3 protein-coding genes and 4 rRNA genes are annotated in these 12,773 nt (G+C 48.1%); 1 reads left to right on the forward strand and 6 read right to left on the reverse strand.

Translation table 11 applies throughout. The features are described 5' to 3' along the window. Positions 1 to 51: 51 nt before the first annotated feature. From KB236_09400 to KB236_09425, 6 genes are all read right to left on the reverse strand, one after another. Positions 52 to 1,614, reverse strand: a 16S ribosomal RNA gene (locus KB236_09400). A 637-nt stretch (positions 1,615 to 2,251) separates the two neighbouring features. Further along, on the reverse strand, positions 2,252 to 2,536 hold the full coding sequence (locus tag KB236_09405; protein ID UIF28747.1) for a hypothetical protein: 285 nt from the start codon (positions 2,534 to 2,536) through the stop codon (positions 2,252 to 2,254). Positions 2,537 to 4,437: 1,901 nt separating this feature from the next. Continuing rightward, positions 4,438 to 4,554, reverse strand: a 5S ribosomal RNA gene (gene rrf / locus KB236_09410). A gap of 72 nt (positions 4,555 to 4,626) precedes the next feature. Beyond that, positions 4,627 to 7,544: ribosomal RNA gene (locus tag KB236_09415) — 23S ribosomal RNA — on the reverse strand. 217 nt (positions 7,545 to 7,761) lie between these two features. Next, positions 7,762 to 9,326 (reverse strand): 16S ribosomal RNA (locus KB236_09420). The 16S, 23S and 5S rRNA genes sit together here, the layout of an rRNA operon. 490 nt (positions 9,327 to 9,816) lie before the next feature. Next, positions 9,817 to 11,001, reverse strand: a complete 1,185-nt coding sequence (locus tag KB236_09425) for an MFS transporter (protein UIF28748.1) — start codon at positions 10,999 to 11,001, stop codon at positions 9,817 to 9,819. A gap of 255 nt (positions 11,002 to 11,256) precedes the next feature. Between KB236_09425 and lysS the strand changes: the two genes are divergently transcribed. After that, positions 11,257 to 12,768, forward strand: coding sequence for a lysine--tRNA ligase (gene lysS, locus KB236_09430; GenBank protein UIF28749.1), 1,512 nt, complete (start codon positions 11,257 to 11,259; stop codon positions 12,766 to 12,768). Positions 12,769 to 12,773 lie beyond the last annotated feature (5 nt).

Here is a 12,773-nt window from a genome sequence, read left to right on the forward strand (position 1 = left end):
AAACTGACCATTGTTTCGACAAAGTATGTGTAGCCTCCGTATATTCCTTAGAAAGGAGGTGATCCAGCCGCAGGTTCTCCTACGGCTACCTTGTTACGACTTCACCCTAATCATCTGTCCCACCTTAGACGGCTGACTCCGAAGGTTATCTCACCGGCTTTGGGTGTTACAAACTCTCATGGTGTGACGGGCGGTGTGTACAAGGCCCGGGAACGTATTCACCGCGGCATGCTGATCCGCGATTACTAGCGATTCCAACTTCATGTAGGCGAGTTGCAGCCTACAATCCGAACTGAGAACGGCTTTAAGAGATTAGCTTGGCCTCACGACTTCGCGACTCGTTGTACCGTCCATTGTAGCACGTGTGTAGCCCAGGTCATAAGGGGCATGATGATTTGACGTCATCCCCACCTTCCTCCGGTTTGTCACCGGCAGTCTCACCAGAGTGCCCAACTGAATGCTGGCAACTGATAATAAGGGTTGCGCTCGTTGCGGGACTTAACCCAACATCTCACGACACGAGCTGACGACAACCATGCACCACCTGTCATTCTGTCCCGAAGGGAACGTCTTATCTCTAAGATTGGCAGAAGATGTCAAGACCTGGTAAGGTTCTTCGCGTAGCTTCGAATTAAACCACATGCTCCACCGCTTGTGCGGGCCCCGTCAATTCCTTTGAGTTTCAACCTTGCGGTCGTACTCCCCAGGCGGAGTGCTTAATGCGTTAGCTGCGGCACTGAAGGGCGGAAACCCTCCAACACCTAGCACTCATCGTTTACGGCATGGACTACCAGGGTATCTAATCCTGTTTGCTACCCATGCTTTCGAGCCTCAGCGTCAGTTACAGACTAGACAGCCGCCTTCGCCACTGGTGTTCTTCCATATATCTACGCATTCCACCGCTACACATGGAGTTCCACTGTCCTCTTCTGCACTCAAGTCTCCCAGTTTCCGATGCACTTCTCCGGTTAAGCCGAAGGCTTTCACATCAGACTTAAGAAACCGCCTGCGCTCGCTTTACGCCCAATAAATCCGGACAACGCTTGCCACCTACGTATTACCGCGGCTGCTGGCACGTAGTTAGCCGTGGCTTTCTGGTTAAATACCGTCAACTCCTGAACAGTTACTCTCAGGAGTGTTCTTCTTTAACAACAGAGTTTTACGAGCCGAAACCCTTCTTCACTCACGCGGCATTGCTCCATCAGACTTTCGTCCATTGTGGAAGATTCCCTACTGCTGCCTCCCGTAGGAGTTTGGGCCGTGTCTCAGTCCCAATGTGGCCGATTACCCTCTCAGGTCGGCTACGTATCATTGTCTTGGTGGGCCTTTACCTCACCAACTAACTAATACGCCGCGGGTCCATCCAGAAGTGATAGCCGAAACCACCTTTCAAACAAAAACCATGCGGTTTTTGTTGTTATACGGTATTAGCACCTGTTTCCAAGTGTTATCCCCTGCTTCTGGGCAAGTTACCCACGTGTTACTCACCAGTTCGCCACTCGCTTCATTGTTGAAATCAGTGCAAGCACGTCAATCAACGGAAGCTCGTTCGACTTGCATGTATTAGGCATGCCGCCAGCGTTCGTCCTGAGCCAGGATCAAACTCTCATCTTATAGATGATGTGCTTGAATAGCTCATCGATTGTTGTTACATTTTTAAAAGCGAATTGACTTCGCAAATATTGTTTGGGTTCGATATAAATATCAAACCGCCCTACACATATTTGGTTTGTCGAAACAATGTTCAGTTTTCAAAGGTCTACCCGTTATCCGCTCTCGCAGACAACTTAATAATCATATCATTTGAACTATATGATGTCAACAAGAAATTTTAAATCATTATTTCTTATCGGTTGCCGCTCTAATGAAGCAGCTCAGTTAATATACCATTTTGTTAACCTGCCTGTCAACAAGCAATTTAACTTTTCTTATTAATGAGTCGTCTTCGCCAATCGACAACTTTAATAATATATCATACGAAACTGATCACTGTCAACAAATATTTCAAAATAATCTAAAGTCCTGTGAAAGCTTGTGAAAAGGCTACCCTACTTAGGGCTTAGAATTCCGCCGATACGTGTTAACTCAGTCGTCACCCAATTCGACCGCTTCCGGCTAACGTTATCCGCAGCTTCATCATTATACCCAATATCTCGCTATCAGTAACTACACAGAAACTCAAGGCTGAACTAAACCACTGACCTTCTCTGATAGGTATTCATACCCCAACAACCCAGCATATAAAGCTTAATTACCGGATTCCTTCGACCACCTCAACTAAACTTGTCGCTTGGAAAAGATCAACTACCCCACACCGAGGAAGAACGGTATCCTCCCCCAAGGTCAACTGCTGGGCCTTCAAACGGAGCGTCGTATAATAACTAAGATTTCCATATTTCCACCGTAGAAAAAGCATATTAACCGGATCCCATTTTACGATCAGCAATAGAGACTTAAATGCCCGTATCAGGCTACTGGAAAAGCCTTCTCCCATAAGGAAAATACCAATTTCAATAGCAATGGCTGCACTCGTCATTTTGGCGACAACTTGCTAATAGAAGAAAGATGCTGATCACTAAGCGTCCACCGTATAAAACTAACAACACATTCGTCCCTAGATTGCCTAACCGGTGTTGATGATACACATAGGCCGTTTGCCAATGAATCGCTGGGTTCCCGACAGATTTTAAAGCGAGGACTATTGCCCACATGAGGAGGAAGGCACTATAGTTGAGAATTAATAAGAACTTCCCAACCTAGCTCTTGTGCCGTTGATTGATCCGAACCACTAATGGTTTAATCGTGCCGTAGTCAAATTTCATGGCCCTCCAGAACACACTAACGACAGACAATAACAGCGTGGCCCGCTGAAAACCAACACAACCCGACGAAACATACGATTCTTATTTGTCGAGTACAGTGCGACACGTGGCTAAAGCGAGGATTCCCATGAGAAGTCCTAGAACGATGAGGGCACCCAGGTCAGGGGCTAACATCTAACTTTAAAAATCTCTTGTTGTCGTAACCGCCACATAGTTACTCCCCCTCCTGGGTCAATAGCCGTAGTAGAATCGTTTCAAATTTTCCGTTTTAATAACAGGGGTAGCTCCACACTGTGTGATTTCATACTCCGTGCTTAGGATGTGCTGGCCAAGCTGATTATCCGTTGTCCGAAATGCCAGGACTAGGTGGGTCGATGTCTTAACCTGTACGCTGGTTTGCGGTAGTTGAACCTTTCCTTGCTCAATCTAAGTCACCCGATCAATGATCTTTTCCCGTTCACTTAAAATGTGACTGGAAATTAAGTAAGAAGGTTATTCCTACGTTTGCCAATCAGACAATTAAATCTCGTGGCCGCTTCACCGATTGTGAACCCAACTCACTAAATAACCCGTGATGGTTACCTTACTGGCACCATGGCGATTCCCAACTTTTGCTTCATTCCCAATGAATACCGTTTGACGGTTTGCTGAATAAGTCGTTACTTGCAGTGTCTGTGTGTTCTAAGCCAGTTGCGTTAATTCATTTGTCATCAGCTATAGGGGGTGTCCCCCATTCGAAATGGATAAATCACTGACCGCTCAATCAGGGATTCCACCTTCTGAGTGACAACTGTGTGATCACGAATCGAAACAGGCTAACCCGCGATGCAAAATGTGCTCAGCATCAGCTGAGATCAGTCCGAGTAGTGTTTTCATAATTGTCATTTTCCCAGCATCATTGTGCCCAACTAACCCTACAATTTCCCCTTAGAAAAGAAAAGTTGATAGCTTGTAAAATAACCTGATGACAAAAGAACTTTACGTAAATCACCCGGACATCACCACTATTATGGCGTCGACCTGACCACATTCCATACCGTTCCGGTGGCAACATAAGTCCACTGGTGGGGATTGGCTTTCTTTGCAATCATCAGTTTTATCAACGGGTACTTAAATGCTTTCCCAATGGACTTTGACTTCGCACCGACTTGTTAGGCCGTGAAAATCCGGTTACATATTGCTTAGAGAGTTGTGGCTGCCGCGATTCGCTAGATCATAATGCTTTAACATCACACAAGACCCCAGTCACATTCTCTAAACATCGGGAATATAACCGGGTTTGTTTGTTAGCATTAACCACTTGATTGGCCCTGAAGCAGTTTCACAGACACGGACTTGCAACCATTCAATCGTAGATGGCCAGTTACTCATTACTTACGTTTAAACTCAATAACTACTGCTTAAGGCCATCACTTTTTAGTTTACAGTTCGCTACAACAATCATTATGGGAGTACAGTTATTGAGCACCTAATGTTCCTTGCTTCAAATGATCTCCGCAATGAGTGGCCTCCGAATGACTTTCGACCAAATCCGATTTTTCTTACAGTTCTTATCTGTTCGGTAGCTTTTAAAAATCTACACAAAAAAGAACCCAATCACTGGGTTCTTTCGTTCGCGTGGCAACGTCCTATCCTCGCAGGGGGCGATCCCCCAACTACTATCGGCGTGCTAAAGCTTAACTTCCGTGTTCGGCATGGGAACGGGTGTATCCTTTAGGCTATCGCCACCACACTACTGAGAGCTTATTCTCTCAAAACTAGACATCATCAATTACTTTCCAACGGAAACAACCACGTTTTCAACTTGGTTAAGTCCTCGACCGATTAGTACTGGTCCGCTCCACGCCTCACGGCGCTGCTACTTCCAGCCTATCTACCTGATCATCTCTCAGGGGTCTTACTTCCATATAGGAATGGGAAATCTCATCTCGAGGCGAGTTTCACACTTAGATGCTTTCAGCGTTTATCTCATCCATACATAGCTACCCAGCGATGCGCCTGGCGGCACAACTGGTACACCAGCGGTATGTCCATCCCGGTCCTCTCGTACTAAGGACAGCTCCTCTCAAATTTCCTACGCCCGCGACGGATAGGGACCGAACTGTCTCACGACGTTCTGAACCCAGCTCGCGTACCGCTTTAATGGGCGAACAGCCCAACCCTTGGGACCGACTACAGCCCCAGGATGCGATGAGCCGACATCGAGGTGCCAAACCTCCCCGTCGATGTGGACTCTTGGGGGAGATAAGCCTGTTATCCCCAGGGTAGCTTTTATCCGTTGAGCGATGGCCCTTCCATACGGTACCACCGGATCACTAAGCCCGACTTTCGTCCCTGCTCGACCTGTCTGTCTCGCAGTCAAGCTCTCTTCTGCCTTTACACTCGACGAATGATTTCCAACCATTCTGAGAGAACCTTTGGGCGCCTCCGTTACTTTTTAGGAGGCGACCGCCCAGTCAAACTGCCCACCTGACACTGTCTCCCACCACGATTAGTGGTGTGGGTTAGAGTGTTCACACAGCGAGGGTCGTATCCCACCAGCGCCTCACTCGAAACTAGCGTTCCGAGTTCTACGGCTCCGACCTATCCTGTACAAGCTGTGTCAACACCCAATATCAAGCTACAGTAAAGCTCCATGGGGTCTTTCCGTCCTGTCGCGGGTAACCTGCATCTTCACAGGTAATATAATTTCACCGAGTCTCTCGTTGAGACAGTGCCCAGATCGTTACGCCTTTCGTGCGGGTCGGAACTTACCCGACAAGGAATTTCGCTACCTTAGGACCGTTATAGTTACGGCCGCCGTTTACTGGGGCTTCATTTCTGGGCTTCGCCGAAGCTAACTCATCCACTTAACCTTCCAGCACCGGGCAGGCGTCAGCCCCTATACGTCATCTTACGATTTTGCAGAAACCTGTGTTTTTGATAAACAGTCGCCTGGGCCTTTTCACTGCGGCTACACTTGCGTGTAGCACCCCTTCTCCCGAAGTTACGGGGTCATTTTGCCGAGTTCCTTAACGAGAGTTCACTCGCTCACCTTAGGATACTCTCCTCGACTACCTGTGTCGGTTTGCGGTACGGGTAATTAATCACTAACTAGAAGCTTTTCTCGGCAGTGTGACATCTGGCGCTTCCCTACTAAAATTCGGTCCTCGTCACGCCTTGTCCTTAGCGATAAGCATTTAACTCATCGCCAGACTTGACGCTTGAACACACATTTCCAATCGTGTGCACACCATAGCCTCCTGCGTCCCTCCATCGTTCAAACATGATTAACTAGTACAGGAATATCAACCTGTTATCCATCGCCTACGCTTCTCAGCCTCGGCTTAGGTCCCGACTAACCCTGGGAGGACGAGCCTTCCCCAGGAAACCTTAGTCATTCGGTGGATCAGATTCTCACTGATCTTTCGCTACTCATACCGGCATTCTCACTTCTAAGCGCTCCACTAGTCCTTGCGGTCTAGCTTCGTTGCCCTTAGAACGCTCTCCTATCACGCGACCTATTGGTCGCATCCACAATTTCGGTAACATGCTTAGCCCCGGTATATTTTCGGCGCGGGATCACTCGGCTAGTGAGCTATTACGCAATCTTTAAATGGTGGCTGCTTCTGAGCCAACATCCTAGCTGTCTATGCAACTCCACATCCTTTTCCACTCAGCATGTATTTAGGGACCTTAATTGGTGGTCTGGGCTGTTCCCCTTTCGACGGTGGATCTTATCACTCATCGTCTGACTCCCGGATATAAATCTGTGGCATTCGGAGTTTATCTGAATTCAGTAACCCATGACGGGCCCCTAGTCCAAACAGTGGCTCTACCTCCACGATTCTTAACTCCGAGGCTAACCCTAAAGCTATTTCGGAGAGAACCAGCTATCTCCAAGTTCGTTTGGAATTTCACCGCTATCCACACCTCATCCCAGCATTTTTCAACATACACGGGTTCGGTCCTCCAGTGCGCTTTACCGCACCTTCAACCTGGACATGGATAGGTCACCTGGTTTCGGGTCTACGTCAATTTACTGAAACGCCCGTTTCAGACTCGCTTTCGCTACGGCTCCGGTCTTTCCACCTTAACCTTGCAAATTAACGTAACTCGCCGGTTCATTCTACAAAAGGCACGCTATCACCCATTAACGGGCTCTAACTAATTGTAGGCACATGGTTTCAGGAACTATTTCACTCCGCTTCCGCGGTGCTTTTCACCTTTCCCTCACGGTACTGGTTCACTATCGGTCACTAGGGAGTATTTAGCCTTGGGAGATGGTCCTCCCGGATTCCGACCACGTTTCACGTGTGTGGCCGTACTCAGGATACTGAACTGAGGGTCAACGATTTCATCTACGGGGGTATCACCCTCTGTGCCGAGCCTTCCCAGACTCTTCGATTATCATTGACTTTGGTAACTCAAATGTTCAGTCCTACAACCCCAAAGAGCAAGCTCTTTGGTTTGGGCTATTCCCCGTTCGCTCGCCGCTACTTAGGGAATCGATTTTTCTTTCTATTCCTGTGGGTACTTAGATGTTTCAGTTCCCCACGTCTGCCTCAACTCAAGTATGTATTCCCTGAGTTGTAATTACTGATTAAAGTAATTGGGTTTCCCCATTCGGAAATCTCCGGATCAAAGCTTACGTACAGCTCCCCGAAGCATATCGGTGTTAGTCCCGTCCTTCATCGGCTCCTAGTACCAAGGCATCCACCATGCGCCCTTCATAACTTAACCTAACGATTACGTCGTAATCGCTGATTAATTGAGTATTAGCGATATAAACTAATTAAAAAACTCAAAAATACGCAGTTGTTTCTCGGTTTAATTATCTTAATAATTAAAGGAAAATAATTGATAATATCTAGTTTTCAAAGAACAAGTTTGAGAGGTAAGCCCCTCAAAACTGACCATTGTTTCGACAAAGTATGTGTAGCCTCCGTATATTCCTTAGAAAGGAGGTGATCCAGCCGCAGGTTCTCCTACGGCTACCTTGTTACGACTTCACCCTAATCATCTGTCCCACCTTAGACGGCTGACTCCCGAAGGTTATCTCACCGGCTTTGGGTGTTACAAACTCTCATGGTGTGACGGGCGGTGTGTACAAGGCCCGGGAACGTATTCACCGCGGCATGCTGATCCGCGATTACTAGCGATTCCAACTTCATGTAGGCGAGTTGCAGCCTACAATCCGAACTGAGAACGGCTTTAAGAGATTAGCTTGGCCTCACGACTTCGCGACTCGTTGTACCGTCCATTGTAGCACGTGTGTAGCCCAGGTCATAAGGGGCATGATGATTTGACGTCATCCCCACCTTCCTCCGGTTTATCACCGGCAGTCTCACCAGAGTGCCCAACTGAATGCTGGCAACTGATAATAAGGGTTGCGCTCGTTGCGGGACTTAACCCAACATCTCACGACACGAGCTGACGACAACCATGCACCACCTGTCATTCTGTCCCCGAAGGGAACGTCTTATCTCTAAGATTGGCAGAAGATGTCAAGACCTGGTAAGGTTCTTCGCGTAGCTTCGAATTAAACCACATGCTCCACCGCTTGTGCGGGCCCCGTCAATTCCTTTGAGTTTCAACCTTGCGGTCGTACTCCCCAGGCGGAGTGCTTAATGCGTTAGCTGCGGCACTGAAGGGCGGAAACCCTCCAACACCTAGCACTCATCGTTTACGGCATGGACTACCAGGGTATCTAATCCTGTTTGCTACCCATGCTTTCGAGCCTCAGCGTCAGTTACAGACTAGACAGCCGCCTTCGCCACTGGTGTTCTTCCATATATCTACGCATTCCACCGCTACACATGGAGTTCCACTGTCCTCTTCTGCACTCAAGTCTCCCAGTTTCCGATGCACTTCTCCGGTTAAGCCGAAGGCTTTCACATCAGACTTAAGAAACCGCCTGCGCTCGCTTTACGCCCAATAAATCCGGACAACGCTTGCCACCTACGTATTACCGCGGCTGCTGGCACGTAGTTAGCCGTGGCTTTCTGGTTAAATACCGTCAACTCCTGAACAGTTACTCTCAGGAGTGTTCTTCTTTAACAACAGAGTTTTACGAGCCGAAACCCTTCTTCACTCACGCGGCATTGCTCCATCAGACTTTCGTCCATTGTGGAAGATTCCCTACTGCTGCCTCCCGTAGGAGTTTGGGCCGTGTCTCAGTCCCAATGTGGCCGATTACCCTCTCAGGTCGGCTACGTATCATTGTCTTGGTGGGCCTTTACCTCACCAACTAACTAATACGCCGCGGGTCCATCCAGAAGTGATAGCCGAAACCACCTTTCAAACAAAAACCATGCGGTTTTTGTTGTTATACGGTATTAGCACCTGTTTCCAAGTGTTATCCCCTGCTTCTGGGCAAGTTACCCACGTGTTACTCACCAGTTCGCCACTCGCTTCATTGTTGAAATCAGTGCAAGCACGTCAATCAACGGAAGCTCGTTCGACTTGCATGTATTAGGCATGCCGCCAGCGTTCGTCCTGAGCCAGGATCAAACTCTCATCTTATAGATGATGTGCTTGAATAGCTCATCGATTGTTGTTACATTTTTAAAAGCGAATTGACTTCGCAAATATTGTTTGGGTTTGATATAAATATCAAACCGCCCTACACATATTTGGTTTGTCGAAACAATGTTCAGTTTTCAAAGGTCTACCTAAGTGATTACCAACGTAATCAGCTTAATTATCATATCATGTTGCTGATGTGATGTCAACAAGAAGTTTGATTTAACAACGTTTCTTGCTGGTGCGTCGTTTTAAACGCGACAACTTAATTACTATACCATTTCATCAACATCTCTGTCAACAAGTAATTTCAATGTTTCAAATTGGTCTAGCTAAGTGGCTCACATGACAACGGATATAACTATACCAAGCCAGACGCCTGTCGTCAATGGAAATCATGAATAAATTGCGTCTTTTTTTCAAAAGCGAATGACCCTAGTGAAAGCTTCTAACTTGGTACGGATAGACCGTGTGTTTCGTGGCAAAAAGACTACGATGGTTCGTCGGCCTTTCGTAAAGCCGGCCGGACAACCACCACCAAAACAACGACAATGACCACATTAACAACCCCACACAAGAGAAATAATCGTGAAAAAGCTTGCGTCGAGCCAATAACAAGCCCCCCCAGCACCGGACCCGCCGCCTTTCCCAGCGAAGAAAAAGCATTAACTAAGCCTTGATACTTTCCCTCATTACCGATCGTATAGGCGTTAATCAGGGCCGGAACCCCCGGAACATAGATGGCTTCACCCAAGGTCAATAGCGTCATCGCCAAAAAGAGGACGGACACACCCGTTGCACTACTTAATAGAAGAAACGAACCACCAATGGCCACCAATCCGAGGACGATCTGTACCGGTAAAGTCTTGGTACGACTGACTTTGGTCATCAACGACTGCACCACAATGAGGAGCAACCCGTTGTACACCCACAAGTGACTGTACAGCCGAATCGGCAAGCCCTGATCCTGAATATAGACGGAAACATTACTCATCCACTGAGCATACGTTAGCCACATCAGCGTCAGGCTCAACAAAATAATTGCAATCTGAGTAGCTCCCAACACGGCGGGCTTGGCTCCCGTCGTTGTGACAGCCGCCGTGGCCCCAGTTCCCCTAGCTGGTTGAACCAGTCGATCGGCGTAGTTTAGCCATAAGACTGTCGCCAACACATAGCACCCAATCAATAGTAAGAAAATCGGTCGCAGGCTACGATGAAACAGAATGCCAATGCTAGCCGTCCCCACGACCAAGCCTAAGTTAATGAAGATGTAGAGGACGTTAAAGAGCCGGCCACTCCCCCGACTGAGGTGCGCAGCCATGGCCGTAATTAGCGTGAGCATTCCGCCCGTCAGCAAGCCAAAAATCACCAATACAATGGGATAGGCCACACGACCGTTCCAAATTAACCCGGCGACGGCATCAACGACTAGACCCAGCAGCATCATCAGGCCTACGCGTTTCACCGGAAAACGGTCCGTCAGCACCCCACCGAGATAGCCACCTAACACGTTGAAGCCGGAGTAAACCGCCAGAATCAAGCCGCTCATGACTAGACTGAGTTCCAAATTATTATGCAGATAAATCGTCGTTAGTGGCCACATCACGCTATAGGCCGTGTTCACCAACAACCCCAGTACCAATAGCGGCCATAACGAACGAACCATTTTCCCCATCATCAATTCCTCCTAACAGTAACCATCAGTCTATCATGTTTCCCCGGTGGTCCGAAACCGTCGCCGGCCGAATAATTAAACAATTTGTATTAAACCGTTTTCATTGTCAGTGCGAGCCGATTTTGCGTTTCTAGTTTCGCTTTTTTCCTTATTTAACGGGCGATTAGGCTTGCTTATTGACCGAAAATCAACTAAATTTAAGGGAGGTCTGGATTCATAGAACTTTTGAATCAATACTTAATAGGAGGACACAACATGGGTAACAGCAAAAATAATAATGCCGCACCGACCGATCTGAATGATCAGATGCAGGTCCGTCGGGATAAAATGAACAAGCTACAAGAACAGGGCATCGCGCCTTTCGGTCACCGCTTCGATAGAACTGACGACAGCCAGTCACTCACTGAAAAATACGATAAGTACGATAAAGAAGAGCTGATGGAAGACAAACATTATGTTGCTGTTGCGGGTCGGATTACCGGTAAGCGTGGTAGTGGCAAGGCTGGCTTTATCGATTTGCTCGACAGAACTGGTGTGGTCCAAGGTTACGCCCGTCAAGACGAACTGGGCGAAGACAAGTACGCCCTCTACAAGACGTTAGACTTAGGGGACTTTATCGGTGCCAAAGGTTACGTCATCAAAACCAACACCGGCGCCTTAACGTTACGTTTCACTGACTTCGAATTCTTATCCAAGTCATTACGGCCATTGCCTGACAAGTACCACGGTCTGACGAACCCTGAAACTATCTACCGTCAACGCTACCTGGACTTAATCTCTAACCGCGACAGCTTCGATCGCTTCGTCAAGGTTACCCAGGTCAAGCGGGCCATTCGTGAATACCTTGACAATGCCGGCTATCTCGAAGTCGACACCCCGGTTCTTCAAACGGAAGCCGGTGGGGCTGAAGCGCGGCCATTCGTGACCCACTCCAACGCCTTTGATATTCCTTTATACCTGCGAATTGCTACGGAACTTTACCTGAAGCGCCTGATTGTTGGTGGGATGGAAAAAGTTTACGAACTGGGCAAAGACTTCCGGAACGAAGGGACCGACTTACGGCACAACCCTGAATTCAACATGGTCGAAGTCTACACGGCCTACGCCGACTACACCGACGTCATGGACTTAACGGAAAACATCTTCCGCTACGTGGCCAACAAGGTAAATGGGTCCGGCAAGTTGACGTACCAGGGCAAGGACATCGACCTAGACAGCGACTTCAAGCGGGTTCACATGGTTGACGCCGTTAAGGACGCCACTGGTATCGACTTCTGGCAACCAATGTCTGACGAAGACGCTCGGAAGTTAGCCGAGGAAAATGGTATTCACTGCGAACCTTATTGGAAGGTTGGCCACATCATCAACGCCATCTTCGAAGAAAAGGTTCAAGACAACTTGATCAACCCAACGTTCATCTACGGTCACCCGGTTGAAATCTCACCACTGGCCAAGAAGAACCCGAAGGACCCGCGTTTCACCGACCGGTTCGAACTTTACATCAACGGTAATGAATTTGGGAATGCCTTCACGGAATTAAACGACCCTATCGACCAACGTCAACGGTTCGAAGCCCAAGACGCCGAACGGGCAGCTGGTAACGAAGAAGCTCACGGGATTGATTCCGACTACATCGAAGCCATGGAATACGGAATGCCGCCTACTGGTGGTCTGGGAATTGGTATCGATCGGATGACAATGTTAATGACCGACTCCGCATCTATCCGTGACGTCATGCTTTTCCCAACGATGCGTCCAAACGACTAATCTGA

This window comes from Levilactobacillus brevis (genome assembly GCA_021383565.1).
In the GTDB taxonomy this organism is placed as follows: Bacteria; Bacillota; Bacilli; order Lactobacillales; family Lactobacillaceae; genus Levilactobacillus; species Levilactobacillus brevis_B.